General features: G+C 63.3%; 13 protein-coding genes. 8 read left to right on the top strand and 5 right to left on the bottom strand.

The features are described from left to right. The first annotated feature begins 192 nt into the window (after positions 1–192). The 5 genes from HS122_04995 (at position 193) to HS122_04975 (ending at position 5,163) form a co-directional block, all read left to right on the top strand. A complete protein-coding gene (locus HS122_04995; protein MBE7537748.1) occupies positions 193–1,425 on the top strand; it encodes a PEGA domain-containing protein in 1,233 nt (410 codons plus the stop codon). Positions 1,426–1,492: 67 nt separating this feature from the next. Continuing rightward, positions 1,493–2,395 (top strand): hypothetical protein, encoded by a 903-nt coding sequence (locus HS122_04990; GenBank protein MBE7537747.1) that lies wholly within the window; start codon positions 1,493–1,495, stop codon positions 2,393–2,395. Between the two features lie 69 nt (positions 2,396–2,464). Continuing rightward, the gene (locus HS122_04985; protein MBE7537746.1) at positions 2,465–4,072 is read left to right on the top strand and encodes a hypothetical protein; all 1,608 of its coding nucleotides are present in this window, start codon (positions 2,465–2,467) and stop codon (positions 4,070–4,072) included. Between the two features lie 24 nt (positions 4,073–4,096). Further along, complete coding sequence (locus HS122_04980; protein MBE7537745.1) at positions 4,097–4,513, top strand: YcfL family protein; 417 nt, start codon at positions 4,097–4,099, stop codon at positions 4,511–4,513. A 47-nt stretch (positions 4,514–4,560) separates the two neighbouring features. Beyond that, positions 4,561–5,163 (top strand): penicillin-binding protein activator LpoB, encoded by a 603-nt coding sequence (locus tag HS122_04975; protein ID MBE7537744.1) that lies wholly within the window; start codon positions 4,561–4,563, stop codon positions 5,161–5,163. Positions 5,164–5,226: 63 nt separating this feature from the next. Here HS122_04975 and HS122_04970 read toward each other — a convergent pair whose 3' ends face one another. Continuing rightward, the gene (locus HS122_04970; GenBank protein ID MBE7537743.1) at positions 5,227–5,742 is read right to left on the bottom strand and encodes a VOC family protein; all 516 of its coding nucleotides are present in this window, start codon (positions 5,740–5,742) and stop codon (positions 5,227–5,229) included. A 21-nt stretch (positions 5,743–5,763) separates the two neighbouring features. Then, a complete protein-coding gene (gene glgA, locus HS122_04965) occupies positions 5,764–7,245 on the bottom strand; it encodes a glycogen synthase GlgA (GenBank protein ID MBE7537742.1) in 1,482 nt (493 codons plus the stop codon). A gap of 514 nt (positions 7,246–7,759) precedes the next feature. Between glgA and HS122_04960 the strand changes: the two genes are divergently transcribed. Both HS122_04960 and HS122_04955 read left to right on the top strand, forming a co-directional pair. Next, positions 7,760–8,002: an AbrB/MazE/SpoVT family DNA-binding domain-containing protein gene (locus HS122_04960; protein MBE7537741.1), complete on the top strand. Its 243-nt coding sequence runs from the start codon at positions 7,760–7,762 to the stop codon at positions 8,000–8,002. Between the two features lies 1 nt (position 8,003). Further along, positions 8,004–8,390, top strand: a complete 387-nt coding sequence (locus HS122_04955) for a type II toxin-antitoxin system VapC family toxin (protein ID MBE7537740.1) — start codon at positions 8,004–8,006, stop codon at positions 8,388–8,390. A gap of 105 nt (positions 8,391–8,495) precedes the next feature. Here HS122_04955 and HS122_04950 read toward each other — a convergent pair whose 3' ends face one another. Continuing rightward, entirely contained in the window at positions 8,496–10,907 is a 2,412-nt protein-coding gene (locus HS122_04950; GenBank protein MBE7537739.1) for an RNA-binding transcriptional accessory protein, read from the bottom strand. A gap of 146 nt (positions 10,908–11,053) precedes the next feature. On the opposite strand from HS122_04950, the gene HS122_04945 reads away from it, so the two are divergent. Beyond that, positions 11,054–11,545, top strand: coding sequence for a thioredoxin fold domain-containing protein (locus HS122_04945; GenBank protein MBE7537738.1), 492 nt, complete (start codon positions 11,054–11,056; stop codon positions 11,543–11,545). Between the two features lie 13 nt (positions 11,546–11,558). Here the strand turns inward: HS122_04945 and HS122_04940 are convergent, their stop codons facing one another. Both HS122_04940 and HS122_04935 read right to left on the bottom strand, forming a co-directional pair. After that, a complete protein-coding gene (locus tag HS122_04940) occupies positions 11,559–13,502 on the bottom strand; it encodes a YjhG/YagF family D-xylonate dehydratase (protein MBE7537737.1) in 1,944 nt (647 codons plus the stop codon). 13 nt (positions 13,503–13,515) lie between these two features. Next, complete coding sequence (locus HS122_04935; GenBank protein MBE7537736.1) at positions 13,516–15,075, bottom strand: aldehyde dehydrogenase (NADP(+)); 1,560 nt, start codon at positions 15,073–15,075, stop codon at positions 13,516–13,518. Positions 15,076–15,085 lie beyond the last annotated feature (10 nt).

The following is a 15,085-nucleotide window of genomic DNA, read 5'->3' as shown; positions in this document are numbered from 1 at the left end:
GTATTATGGCACCTTCAGGTTGCGGCTGGCCAAATGAAAATCGATTCTGTGTTTTGTGTTAGTAATTTTAATAGAATGAGTTACGGTCAGATTGAGTCTCTTGTGACTTGCTATCAGGCTCTTTCGTGGAAATTGAGTGTCCTGAAGTTCTGCATGCCATTGCCGACTTCCGTTGTTCCCCTCTTACATGCCATGACGAACACTGCCATTCGCTCCTTCTTGATTCTTCCGGTTCTTTGCTCGCTTGCCGTGGCGCAATCCGCGGTTCAGACGACAACAACGACGGAGGCTCCGGCTCCGCAGGTGAGGACCCGCACCTACGTCAATTCAAATGGCGAGACCGTCTCTGAACGCGTGACAACCACGGTCGTTCGTGAGTCCGAATCTGCGCGCAAGACCTACAGGGCCGCCATCTTTGTCACAAATCGTTCCGGCAGGGACAATGACGAGAAGATCCCGGTTCTGGAGGATTTCATTTCCTCGCAGATCACAGACCTCGGCTTCTCCGTCCTCACACGCGAGGCGACCGTCGATTCGCTTCGAAAATTCGATCCGGAGGTTGCTTCGAAGGCGCGTCCCGCCGACAGCCTGGACGCCCAGTTGACGGATCAGTCGTCCGCGCTTCGACTCGCGCAGAACATGGGCGTCGACTACATCGTCCAGGCGTCGATCGCCGGCTTCACGAGAAAGATCAACAACGTGAAAGCCTATGGGGTCGACTCCAAGAACGAGGAGCTCACGCTGCGGGTAACCTACAAGATCCTTGATGCCGCGGCGGGCGGAAGTCTGACGGGGGACACCGTGCGCGTGTCATCGACCGTGCAGCAGACCGCGGCATCCGCGACTGAATTGACAGGCGCCTTCGACGAACTGCTCGACAAGGCGGCGCAACAGGTCACCTCCAGCCTGTCCGCGAGGCTTGCGCGCGACCGCATCGGGCCGCCAGCCGCCAAGGCGGCGATGGTCACGATTTCCGTCCAGATAGAAGCAGCGGATGTGATGATTCCCGATGTGCGCATCGGCGCGGAGAACACGGTCTCCATCAGTGAGTCGAAGCACAGGGTGTCGCCGCTCAACGCCACGGTGGAGGTCGATGGTGTCACGGTCGGCACCGCGCCCGGTCCGATAATGCTGCGTCCGGGCTTCACCAAGCTGCGAATCACGCGCGAGGGATTCAAACCCTGGGAACGCACGATCAATGCGGTGTCCGGCCAGACGCTGACCGTTGCGCTCGCCATGAATGACGAAGGCTATCGCCGCTGGAAGGATGCGACCGACTTCATCAATGGCCTCAAGAACGGTGCGAAGCTGACGGATGCGCAGGTCAAGGTCCTTGAAGGCTACGGCAAGATGCTTTCGGAGAGCTTCTCGCGCATGGACACCAAGGAGAACGTGAAACTGATCATCCCCGGCGTTCGTTTCTAGAGCTGTTCAACACACCCGCAAGACTTCACCATCCGGATTCCAACAAGACCACTTCGATCCGATCTCCATGAAACTCGCATCATTTTTTCCCGTTGCATTGCTGGCGTTGGGAATGGGCTCGGCTGCCAGCCCGCTCCTTGCGCAGGCGTCGGCGCCTGCAGCCGCTGCCGCTGCCGCCGCCGGGCTCAAGAAACTCGCCATCGGCAGTGTCAAGGTTGGCAGGGCGGTGCTTGCCGATGCCACGGACGCCGGGCGAAAATCCAAGATGCAGCGCATGACGGAGAATCTGAATGCGCAGTTGCTCTCGGCCTTTCAAACGTCACGGCGATTCCAGCTTGTCGGCCGCGCCGACAGCGACGCCCTCGCCGAGGAGGCCGGCGCCACGGGCCGGGCGTTCAGTTTCGGCGATGCGGATTACCTGCTGGTCGTCACGGTGGACGACTTCCAGGACATGATGGAGACGAAAACCTTCGCGGCACTCGGCACCACGGTGACCTCGCGCACGATCCGTTTCGCGGCGATCTCCACAATCTACGATGCGAAGACCAACGCCGTCGTCGAGACGGCGAACATCGACGTGTCGCGCGTTGCGCCCGAGGAGCAGCGCGGAGCGACGACGGGCGACACGCGCGACGCGCTGCTGAGGGAACTGACCAAGGAACTCGCGGAAAAAACGGCGCAGCATGTCGCGGATGTGATCTATCCCGCGCGCATCATCGCCAAGACCGACAAGACCGTGACGATCAGCCGCGGTGAAGGCTCGGGCATCGCCGCAGGGCAGTTGTGGGAGGTCTTTGCCCTTGGCGAGGAAATGAAGGATCCCGACACCGGAGCCAGCCTTGGACGCGAGGAACTTTCGGTCGGCAAGGTGCGCGTCACCCGGGTGACCGCGAAGACATCGCAGGCCAGCGTGATGGAGGACACCGGCATCGACCGCGGAGCCGTTGTTCGTCGTGTAGCCGCACCCTAGTTCAACCGGCGCATTCCCGCTCGTTCATCGGCGACTTCAGCCCGCTGCGGCGGGCCTTCCCATTTGTCCATGTCGACCCACCCAGCCAAGACATCCCGATTCTTCAACAAGGTGAGCCATCGCCTTCCTTCCATTCTGGCGACGGGGGGCTTCCTGATAGTCTCGGGTTGCCAGACCTATACGGCCCAGACTGCGGGGCGGGACAGTGCGCTTCGCTCGGGTTCCATTGAGCGCGCGGTGATGCTGGCGGACCTGGATGCCGAGAAGCACAAGACCGGCAATGACGCGGTTCTCTATCGCCTCGAGCAGGGCTCCATTCTGCGGCAGGCCGCGCTCGCGGGAATCTCCGCGCCGGATGCAGGCGCGGCGCCGGCGGAAGCAGGCTCGGCCGCGGCCGTGCAGCAGACCGCGACAAACATCGCGGAGAAGCAGGCTGCGGGCTCGACACCTCCGGCGTCGAACACGATTTACCTGCGCAGGAGCCTCGATGCCTTCAACGCTGCGGATGAAAGGGTCAGCGAGTTCGAGGAGCAGGCGAAGGTGAAGCTTGGATCCAGCACGGTGGCGATGTTCACCACCCAGGCCAACACCCCCTACGTCGGGCGCGCCTATGATCGGGTGATGATGAATGCCTACAAGGCGCTCGACTACATGCAGCTTGGCGACTTCGACGCGGCGCGGGTTGAACTGAACCGCGCGCTCCAGCGTCAGCGGGATGCGGTTGCCGAAAACGCCCGCCGCATTGAGGAGGCCACCGAGGAGGCCCGCCGTGCGCGCGAAGGGGCGACCGAGAACAATCAGAGTTACGACGTGGAGAAGGCCCGCAGCGATTCGACGAGCGGCCCGGCGTTTGCCGAGGTGGAGGCGGAGCTCGACGCGCGCATCAAGCCCTACGGCGACTACGTCAATCCCTTCGTCGTTTTTCTCGACGGTCTTTTCTTCATCACGAAAGGCGAGAGCGGCTCGGATCTGGAACGCGCCAGAAAGTCCTTTGAACGCGTCGCCGGCATGGTGCCCGAGAATTCGTATGCGCGGGCTGATTGGAAGATGGCCGAGGCCGCCGCCAACGGGCGCCTGCCGTCCGGCGTGACCTATGTCATCTTCGAAGCGGGCAGCGCCCCCTATCGTGAAAGCAAGCGCATCGATCTGCCCGTCTTTCCACTCACCGGCAAGGTTTCGTACGTTGGCGCCGCGTTTCCGAAGCTCCACTTCCAGGACGGCTCCGTGGGCAGCCTCTCCGTGGTGGCGGGCGGCTCCGCCCATGCGACGGCGGTGGTGTGCAGCATGGATTCAGTCGTCGCCCGCGATTTCAAGAACGAGTGGCCTGCGATCATCACGAAGACCATTCTCACGACCGCGGCGAAGGCGGCGGTCGACGGTGTTGTTCAGAAGCAGGCAAAGGACAAGTGGGGGATCACGGGTCAGCTTCTGGCCAAGGCGGCCACGGTCGCCTGGGGCACCACGAGCAACATCGCGGACACCCGCACCTGGCGCAGCCTTCCCCGGGAATTCCAATACCTGCGCGTGGCCACTCCGGCGGATCGCAGGCTCACAATTTCAGCCGGCTCGGAGACCCGGACCGTCGACATACTTCCTGGCGGCGTGAATGTCGTGTATGTGAAAATGAACGACACAAATTCACCCGTCCTGGTGTCGCAGTTTGCGCTGACAAACTGACAGGCAATCCCTTCGTTTTCCGACATGAAAATTCCAATCCTCTCCCTGCTCGCCGCGGCCGGCCTGATCGCCGGATGCTCAACCAGCAATGTGAACACGGTCTCCCGCTCGGAGTCGCAGGCGACTCCCGAAATGGTGGGCGACAAGCGCATCATCACGGATGCCTCCCTCGGCAGGATGATCCGCATCGTTGGTGTCAATGAGGCCGTCGTCTCGGGCAACCTGAAGAAGATCCAGGTGACGCTCGAGAATGCGAAGAACAATCCGCGCACGATCAGCTACAAGTTCGAGTGGGTGAACAAGGACGGCATGGCGACGGGCGGACTTGGTGAAATGTGGAAGCCGCTGCAGTTTGGCGGACGCGAAACCAAGACGATTTCCGCGGTGGCCACCTCGCCGCAGGCCGTCGATTTCACCCTGAAGCTGGCGGAGGCGCGGTGACCGCCCCTGACTGGTTCCATTTTCCTTCAACAACACACCCATCGCCCATGAATGCTCGAATCCTCGTTTTCTCCGCGGTCGCAATGCCCGCCGCGTTGTTTCTTGGCGGCTGCGAAACACCCGCCGCCTACACCGACTCCAAAGGCACCGGCACCGTCGTTTCGCTCGATCAGATCGACATACAGGACTGGAATCGCGCGGCCGATGAGCTCGTCGCATCGCTCCTGGCCAGCGGCGTGCTCGAACGCGCTCCGGAGCAGCCGGCGATCCTGGCCGTCTCGCGGATCGTGAACAACACCATGCAGCAGATCGACACGGACTCGCTCACCAAGAAGATCCGCGTTGAATTGAACCGCTCGGGCAAGACCATCACGACGACAACGCTCGGACTGGGTGGCAAGGCGGAGGATCCGCTCGCGAAGGAAGCGGCGGAAATGCAGGCGATGCTTGGCGGCCAGAAGAAAACCACGACGCTGCCGTATTACACGCTTTCGGGAAAACTGCTCGAGGATCGAGCGCGCGCGGGGCGGACCCGCCAGGTCACCTACACCTTCCAGATGTCGCTCACCACGGTGAAGGACGGCCTTGCCGTCTGGGAGGACGAGAAACAGATCACGAAGATTGGCACGAAGCCGTCGGTTGGGTTTTGATTAAAGCGGGAACGGGGGATGCCGGTTGGCCGGCTGCAAAAGGTCGGGGTCGCCAGCGTCGTTTCAGAGCACGACGGGCGGCTCGGCCAGCAGGCTGTCCAGATCAATGCACACGGTCGTCATGACGATTTCCCCCTCGGAATTCCTCGGCCATTTGTCGAGCGGCTTGTCCCAGGTCAGCTCGAGCCCATTGCCGTCCGGATCGCGGAGGTAGAGGGATTCGCTCACGCCGTGGTCCGATGCCCCGTCGAGTTCAATTCTTGCCTTGTTGAGACGGCGCAGGGCGTCCGCCAGGGCCGGGCGGGTGGGATAGAGGATGGCTGCGTGAAACAGCCCTGTCGTGCCTGGCGGAGGAGTGACGCCGCCCTTGCTCTCCCAGGTGTTGAGGCCGATGAAGTGATGGTAGCCTCCGATTGAAAGAAAGGCGGCCTGCTTGTTGAAGCGCTGCACCAATTGAAAACCGAGCACACCGGAGTAGAAGGCAATGGAACGCTCGAGGTCGGCCACCTTGAGATGGATGTGTCCAATGCGGACACCCGGATGGATCGGTGGATTGGGCTTGGGGGGTCTGGCCGGCATGGTCGGAAACAGTGGATGGAATCAGTGTATGGAATCAAGCGGACGTCCGGTGCGTTGCTGAACGGCCCAGCGATAGACATCGATGTAGCGGGATGCGGACTGTTTCCAGCTGAAGTCGCGGCTCATGCCGGTGCGCTGAAGCGCCGCGTAGTGCGCGGGGCGGTCGTAGTAGGTTGAGCAGGCCCAGCCCATCGTGTTGGCGAGGGCGCTGGCATTCGCCGCATCGAAGCGGAACCCGGTGCCTGCGCCGGTTTTCTCGTTGTAGTTTTCCACGGTGTCGATGAGTCCCCCGGTCGAGCGGACGATCGGCGGCGCTCCGTAACGCATGGCGTACATCTGGGTGAGTCCGCACGGCTCGGCGCGACTGGGCATGACAAAGAAATCTGCTCCGGCCTGGATCAATCTCGCGAGCGAGCCGTCGAACCCGATGTGTACCCCGATCCGCCCTGGGTAGCGCAGCGCGAGCGTGCGGAAAGCCGTCTCGAGCGCGTTGTCGCCTGAACCCAGAAGCGCCACCTGCACATCCATTTCCGACATCACCTTCGGAAGCGCGTCCGCCAGCAGATCCAGTCCCTTCTGCGAGGCGAGCCGCGCGACCACGCCGTATAGCGGCGCCCGGGAACCCGCGTCGAGTTCGAGTCTCGTTTGAAGGGCGGTCTTGCAGACCGCCTTTCCCGCCAGGGAGTCCATGGAGAAGTTGGCCGGAAGCGCCTTGTCCGTGGCGGGATTCCAGCTCACATCATCGATTCCATTGAGGATGCCGATGAGGTCCGCGCCGCGGAAACGCAGCACTGGATCCAGGCCGAAACCGCCCTCCGGAGTGCGGATCTCCCGCGCGTAGGTGGGGCTTACCGTCGTGATCTTTGTGGCGTGATAGAGCCCCGCCTTCAGGGGATTGACCGCGCCGAGGGCCTCCAGGCTCTCGGGATGAAATTCTGATTCGGGCACATGGGAGAACTTCAGGGCGCGGCGATGGGCGTGCCCCTGATATTCGAGGTTGTGGACCGTGAAGACGGAGGCGGTGTCCTTGAGCGCGGAATTCCGCAGCACGGTGTTCAACATCACAGGCACAAATCCCGTGGTCCAGTCGTGGGCATGGACAACATCCGGAATCCAGTCCATCTGGAGGCAGAGCGTGAGCGAGGCCCGGGCGAGAATGATGAAGCGAAGATCGTTGTCGCTGTAGGCGCCCTCGGCGTCGCCGTAGACGCCGCCGCGGCCGTAGTAGTGGTCGTTTTCCAGGAAATAGACCGGCACGGTCGTTCCCGGCAGATGAGTTTCCCAGGTGCGCGCCCACACCGCGGCATCCCCCACGTCGATGCCGAGCGGCTGCACATGAGGGGTCCATGAACCGATGCGTTTGACCGATCCATAGAGCGGGCAGACCACGCGCACGTCATGTCCCGCGGCCGCAAGGTCCTTGGGCAGCGCGCCGACCATGTCGGCCAGGCCGCCCACCTTGACAAACGGTTCGACCTCGGGAGTTACGAAGAGGATTTTCATGGGTAAGACGCCCGAGGAAACGGCAAGAAAACGCTTCTGCCGAGGGAAAAGATGGGAGGCGGTGCCGCCGTCGTTCGATCCGTTTGACCACGGACTGCACGGATGTGAACGGGAGGGGGAGAGTATGGTGGAGTTTGGATTTCTGGCTTCGCGGATCATTCCATCCATTGGAGGGGCACGCTCCGTCGTGACCGGATCGATGAGCAGTGCGATCGGAATTCCAAACGGCGCTGCGTTGCGTTGCGATCCGATGGATTGATTGGCGAAATAGCCGGCGGTGTGGTGCAACGTGCGAACCCAAGGCATGACAAAGCATTCCCCTCCAACGGAAGGGTAGGATGGATGGAAGAGTATGCGCTGAAGGCGCGCAATATTGCAGCCCATGGCACCGACCTGGGTTTCGAGCCGGGTCGCAAATTTGAGCCCTGAAGGAGCGGCACAAGGGCGCATCGGTGGCGTGCCGTGGACGCCGTTTCAATTGACAACGGTCACACGTAGCTACATCGGTGTAGATATGAAGACAGCCAGGCTTTTCAGGCATGGAGGCAGCCAGGCGGTGCGACTGCCCAGGGAGTTCCGCTTCGAGGGCGGCGAGGTGTTCTTGGAAAAAAGGGGCGAAGAGGTGGTGCTGCGGCCCATGCGCGGGAGGCGGCTTCGTTCGCTCCGGGATGTCGCGAAATACATGGCGAAATTGGGCGCGGATTTCCCTGGCAGGGACCAGCCTCGCTCGGAACAGCAGAGGGATTTGACCTGGTAGGATGCTCACTTTCCTCGACACGAATGTCTGCATCGATCTCCTGCGCGGAAAAGTGCGAGGGCTAAGGCTGCCCGGGTACCCGCAATGCAGGTTGTCGTCCATCGTTGTGGCAGAACTGTGGGCCGGAGTTTGCAAGTCGCAGGATCCCGACAGGCATCGCAGGACGCTCACCGCGTTTCTTGAGCTTTTCGAGGTGGTTCCCTTTGACGACGAAGCCGCCCGGCACTACGGGGAAATCCGCGCACACCTTGAGTCCGCCGGCAGGCCGATCGGGCCCTTGGATCAACTGATCGCAGGCCAGGTGCGAAGCCGTGCGGCGACGCTACTGACTGCGAATCTGCGGGAGTTTCAGCGCGTGCCCGGACTCAAGTGTCTGGCTTGGGGATAGCCGGGCCGCTGGATTTTCGGCCGGGGAAAGCGTTTTACGCGCATACTCGGCATGCGGAGGGATCCAGTCCTCGCCACATGAAGGGGAGCACTCCGTCGCGCCCTCTCAGCGTTTCTTGTTCAACGCGGCGCTGAACCAGTCGCCGGCAAGCGACGCATTGGAATCGGGGCGCGGTGCCGGCGCGGAGGTCCTGCCGCGCGGTCCGGTTGCGGCGCTGGGCGCCGTGCCTGACCGCGGGGAGAATCCCGCTGATGCGCTGCGGCCCGCGATCTGCGGGTTGCTCTTGAGCGAGAGCGCGATGCGGTTGCGGGCCAGATCCACCTCCAGCACGGTCACGGAAACCTTCTGCTGGGGCTTCACGACCGCGCCAGGATCCTTGACAAAGGTGTCCGCCAGCTGGCTGACGTGCACGAGTCCGTCCTGGTGAACGCCGATGTCGACGAAGGCGCCGAATGCCGTGACATTGGTGACGATGCCGGGCAGTCGCATGCCTGGCTTGAGATCCTCGGGCTTGTGCACGCTGGAATCGAAGGCGAAGGCTTCGAATTTCTGACGTGGATCCCGACCCGGCTTTGCCAGCTCCGCCATGATGTCGTTGAGCGTCGGCAGGCCGACGTCGGCGGAGACGTAGTCATCGAGCCTGACTCTGGAGCGGAGCTTGGAATCGCGGACCAGGTCCGCCACCGAGCAGCCGAGATCCGCGGCCATCTTTTCGACAAGAGGATAACGTTCAGGATGCACGCCGCTCGCGTCGAGCGGATGGGATGCGTCGCGAATGCGCAGAAATCCGGCGGCCTGCTCGTAGGCCTTCGGCCCGAGCCGCGGCACCTCGCGCAGCTCTGCGCGCGTCTTGAACGGACCATGCTCGTTGCGCCGCGCGACGATCGCTGAGGCGACCGAGGCGTTGAGGCCTGACACGTAGCTCAGCAGTTGCTTCGACGCGGTGTTGAGTTCGACACCCACGCCGTTCACGCAGCTTATGACGGTGTCGTCGAGCGACCGCTTGAGCGCGGGTTGATCGACGTCGTGCTGGTACTGTCCGACGCCGATTGACTTTGGATCGAGCTTCACGAGTTCCGCCAGTGGATCCATCAGGCGGCGGCCGATGGAGACGGATCCGCGCACCGTCAGATCATGATCTGGAAACTCCTCGCGGGCCACCTCGCTCGCCGAGTAGATCGATGCGCCCGACTCGTTCACCATGACGACGGGAATCGACGCTGGCAGGCCAAGCTCGCGGACAAACGCCTCGGTTTCGCGCCCGGCGGTGCCGTTTCCGATCGCGATGGCCTCGATCTTGAAGAACTCGATGAACCCCTTGATTTTTTCGGAGGCCTCGACTGCGTGCCGATCAGGAAAAACAACGTCGTTGTGCAGCAGCTTTCCCTGTCGGTCGAGCATCACGATCTTGCAGCCGGTGCGAAACCCTGGGTCGATCGCCATGACGGTCTTTTGTCCGAGCGGAGCGGCGAGCAGCAGTTCCCGAAGGTTGTCGGTGAAGACCTTGATTGCGGCCTCGTCGGCGCGCTTTTTCGAGTCGAGCCGCATTTCAGTTTCCAAGGCGGGTGCGAGCAGCCGCTTGTAGGCGTCCGCAATGGCGAGCCGCACCTGGCCGGCGCAGGTTTTCTCAGCCGCGGGATTTGTTCCAGGCGCTCTCTTGACAAAAAGCGCATCGAGGTCGGAAAGCGCGCCCGTTTCGTCGGGAAGCGCGATGCGCATCATGAGGAAGAGCTCCTTTTCTCCGCGGCGCATGGCGAGAACACGGTGGCTCGGGGCTTTGGCGAGCGGCTCCGACCAGTCGAAATAGTCCTTGAACTTGGCCGCCTCGGGAGAGGCTTCCTTGCCCGTGACGACCTTCGACGAAATGACTGCATCGGTCTGAAAACGTGCGCGCAGGCGGGCGCGGGCATCCTTGTCATCGCTCATCCGCTCTGCGATGATGTCGCGCGCGCCGGACAGCGCCTCCTCAACGGAACCTATCGTTGCCGCCACTTTTTTCCCATCGTCCGGAGTGTACTCCCGCCCGACGCAGGCCTGTGCGGCGGCGATGGGATCCGTCGCCGGATCCTGCGCCAGTATGAGATCCGCGAGAGGTTCGAGCCCCTTCTCCCGCGCGATCGTCGCCCGCGTGCGCTTCTTCGGTCGGAAGGGGAGATAAATGTCCTCAAGCGCGGTGAGCGTCTGGGCCGCAACGATCGCTTTTTCCAGATCGGGGGTGAGCAGGTTGCGCTCCTTGAGCGACGCAAGAATGGCCGCCCTGCGTTCGTCGAGTTGCGCCATTTGTTCGAGCCGGTCGCGCACGGCGGTAACCTGCACCTCGTCCAGTTCACCTGTCGCCTCCTTGCGGTAGCGGGCGATGAACGGCACGGTGGCTCCCTCGGAAAAGAGCTGTGCGGTTGCGGCAACCTGGAACACCTTGATGCCGAGCTCCTGGGACACACGCAGAACATGCTCCGGATTGGGAGCCTTGGAGGTGGAAGGAGGTGCGAGGGGCGCGGTGACGGATGGTTCGGACATGCGGGAAGGACGTTGAGTGCAACCGCCGATGCATGCCGGGCAAGGGCAAAACGCGGAATGGGCGACATCGAATGCAAACGCTTCTGAATTGGCGCATCTGTTGAAATCAGTTGGTGATTTTCAGTCTCTCCAGCTATGATCCGGGCATGAATCGGTTGTTGCTTGCCCTGCTATTCCTGATCCCCGGCCTTGACTTGCGCGCCGGAAAATCGGCCTGGTTGCCGATCGAAAATCAGGTTTCGGAAATTTCGCATTCACAGGATGTCACTGTGGTGCATTTCTGGGCGCCGTGGTGTTCAAACTGCGCCGCTGAACTGGCAGATGGAGCCTGGAGCAGCTTTGTCGCGTCGAACCCGAAGGTGCATTTTGTTTTTGTGACCATCTGGAACACCGAGGACGGCCGTGATCTGCTCGCTCGTCACGGTCTTGGAAAGCAGGCGAACTTTCAGCTTCTCCTGCATCCCAACGGCTCGCGCAGGCAGGAGGACATGATGAGGACCTTCATGGGATTCCCCGTCACCTGGACTCCCACGACCTGGGTTTTTCGGGACGGAAAACTGCGCTATGCGCTGAACTACGGCGAAATCAGGTTCCCCATGCTCCAGCAGATGCTGGATGACACCGCCCGCTCTTGGTAGCGGAAGCGAGCGGTCACCGGGCGAGCTTTTCGGCCTCGAGCGCGCGTTCGAGCAGCGTGGCGATCCTGTCGGCGTCGTAGACGCTCCCGCCCCAGCTTCCTCCGCTTGCGTTCTGCAGCGCCGCCCACAGGCGCGTGTCGGCGGGCACGCGTGAATCCGGTTTCAAGTCGGGGTGGCGCGTGCGTGCATTGAAGGCGGCCGCGTCCAGCGAGACGACATCGACGCTGCCTTCAAGGGAGCGCGTGTCGATGATCAGTCGGATGCGATCGCCTTCGCGCAGTTTTCCAATCGGGCCGCCGGCCCAGGCTTCCGGGCTGATGTGTCCAATGCAGGCGCCGGTCGAAACTCCGGAGAAGCGCCCGTCGGTGATGAGCGCGATGTTCCCGCCGTGCTTCGTGTACTTGAGCGCGGCGGTGACCTGGTAGGTTTCCGGCATGCCGATGCCGGGGCCGATGCCCACCAGCACCATGACGTCGCCGGCCACCACGGTGCCGGCCTTGACGGCGGCGATGGCGGCGGCCTCGGTTGTGAAGATGCGCGCCGGGCCCTCGTGGCGAAACACGCCGTCCGCGCCGAGCAGCTCGGGCGCTATCGCCGTGCTTTTCACGAGCGCGCCCTCCGGAGCGAGGTTGCCGCGCAGGAAAGTGATCGTGCTGCTCAACCCGCGGCTGCGTGCTGTGGCCGGATTCATGATGACATGATCGGGATCGATGCCGTCGAGCTTGTGGAGCAGATCGCGCAGGCGCCGGCGGCGCTCGGATTTTTCCCACCACAGGAGGTTCTCGCCGAGCGGCAGGCCGGTCACGGTTCGCGCATCGAGCCTGAGCAGGCCTGCGTCGCGAAGATGGAGCATCACCTCGGGCACCCCGCCGGCGAGAAACACCTGCACGGTCGCGTAGTGTTTCGGTCCGTTGGGCAGAACGTCGACCAGGCGGGGAACGGACCGGTTGATCCGGATCCAGTCGTGAACAGTCGGGCGCGACAGTCCGGCGGCGTGCGCGATTGCGGGCACGTGCAGGACCAGGTTCGTCGATCCTCCGATCGCGGCATGGGCCGTCATGGCGTTGTGGATCGAGTCGTCGGTGAGAATGTCACGGGTCGTCGTACGCGCCTTTTCGAGCTGCATCAGGGCGAGCGCCGAGCGCCGGGCGAGATCGCGCCAGATCTCCGCGCCGGACGGATTCAGCGCGCCGTGGGGGAGGGTGAGCCCGAGAGCCTCGGCGACGACCTGGCTGGTGGCCGCCGTGCCCATGAACTGGCAGCCGCCGCCTGGCGAGCCGCAGGCGCGGCATCCCATGTTGGCGGCGTGCTCGAGGGAGATTTCACCTCGCGCATACCGTGTCGCCAGCGTCTGGACCAGCCCGGTGTCCTCGGCCCCCTCGGCGAGCAGGGTGACTCCGCCGGGCACGAGAATCGTCGGCAGCGCGTGCGTTCCCGCGAGGGCCATCAGCATGGCGGGAAGCCCCTTGTCGCAGGTGGCCACGCCCATCACGCCGCGGCGCGTGGGCAGCGAGCGTATCAGACGTCTCAATACAGTCGCGGCGTCGTTCCGGTAGGCGAGGCTGTCGAGCATGCCGACGGTTCCGTTGGTCCGGCCGTCGCACGGATCGCTGCAGTACGCGGCGAAGGGAATCGCCCCGGACGCGGAGAAAACGCGCGCCGCCTCCTCCATGAGCAGTCCGACCTCCCAGTGTCCCGTGTGAAACCCGAGCGCGATCGGTCGGCCGTCGGGCGCGCGGATTCCGCCCTGGGTGCTCAGGATGAGAAACTCCCGGCCGAGCAGCCGGGCCGGATTCCATCCCATGCCCGCGTTCTGCGTCCAGCCGAAGAGATCGCCGCTCGGCATGGCGGCCAGTTGCGGACCGTCCAGTGGCAGGCTGCCCGTCGGGCCTGGCGCGGTTGTGCGCAGGCGATAGATCTCATCATTGCCGGAATCGAAAAGCGGATCAGCTGGCATGGGGTCGCGGAAGTCAGGCCGGTTTGACGGCTTCGTGTGTTGGTTTGCCGTTCACAAGGCGGAGGAGACCGAGCGGATTGGCGTCCTTCAGGGCGTCGGGGCGGAGCGAGTCGGGCAAATCCTGGTAGCAGACCGGACGCACGAAACGAAGCAGCGCGGCAGAGCCCACGGAAGTGAAGCGGGCATCGGTGCTGGCGGGGTAGGGGCCCCCGTGATTCATGGCGTGGCACACCTCGACGCCGGTGGGAAAGCCGTTGATCAGCACGCGGCCGGCGATGCGCTCGAGGAGGCTCACGAGCGTCGCCGCCTGAGGCAGATCGGATCCACTCGCGTGAATGGTGCCCGTGAGCTGTCCCTCCAGGTTTGCTGCGATGGTGGTCAGATCCTCGAATGACTTGGCGGTGACCACGAGTGTGAACGGGCCGAAGCGCTCCTTGGCGAGATCCGGATCGGTGCGAAATTGGTCCGCCGACACCCGCGCCACGGCGTTGCCTTCGCGCACGACCCAGGTGTATTTTTTCAGTTCGTCGAGACTGTGTTCGAATGCCGTGGCGATTCCGGAGTGGAGCATCGTTCCTCGCGCGGCGGATTTCGCGCTCTTTCCCAGGGTGTCGACAAAAGTCTCCCATTCAGGCGAGGCGATTCCGAAAACCAGGCCGGGCTTTGTGCAGAACTGGCCAACGCCGAGGGTGAAGGAATTTTTGAGTCCCTCGGCGATCGCAGCGCCGTTCTCGCGCAGCGCCGCGGGCAGCACGAAGACCGGATTGACGCTGCTCATTTCCGAAAAGACCGGGATCGGACGCGGACGCGTGCAGGCCGCATCGAACAGCGCGCGGCCGGCGGTGCGGGAACCCGTAAAGCCGACAGCCTGAATGGAGGGATGCCGGACGAGTGCGACGCTGGTTACCGGCTGGCGTCCGTGGATGATTGAAAAGACTCCGGGCGGCAGTTGGCATCGGGCGACCGCGCGCGTGATCGCCTCTGCGACCATTTCGGAGGTCCCCGGGTGCGCGGGATGCGCCTTCACGACAACCGTGTTGCCAGTGGCGAAGGCGGATGCGGTGTCGCCTCCCCCGACCGAGAACGCGAGCGGGAAATTGCTCGCGCCAAACACGCCCACGGGCCCGAGCGGACGCAGCATGCGGCGCACGTCGGGGCGGGGCAGGGGCTTGCGATCCGGCTGGGCGGGATCGATGCGCGCGTCGACCCAGCTGCCCTCCCGGGCAACGGTTGCGAACAGGCGCAGTTGCGCGCAGGTGCGTGCACGTTCGCCGGTGAGTCGTGGCAGGGGCAGGCCGGTTTCCTGGTGAGCCCGCTGCAGCAGGTCGTCCCCCAATGCCTCGATCTCGGCGGCAATCGCCTCCAGAAACGCGGCGCGCTCCCCGCCGGTCGAGTTTGAAAATGAAGGAAAGGCCTGCTCCGCAGCCCTGCAAGCGCTGCCGATTTCCTGGGTCGTCGCCTCGGTGTAGGCGGGTTCGAGGTTCGCCTGGGTGGATGCGTTGACGCCGTGAAACGTGAGTGAACCGGCGCGCGTGCGGGCGCTGGCGATCAGGTGCTGGCCGTGAAGTGTCATGCGGGTGATG

It is taken from the genome of Opitutaceae bacterium, assembly GCA_015075305.1.
GTDB lineage: Bacteria > Verrucomicrobiota > Verrucomicrobiia > Opitutales > Opitutaceae > UBA6669.
Note: the sequence above shows the minus strand (reverse complement) of the source record. Positions and strands in the feature narration are given on the sequence as shown.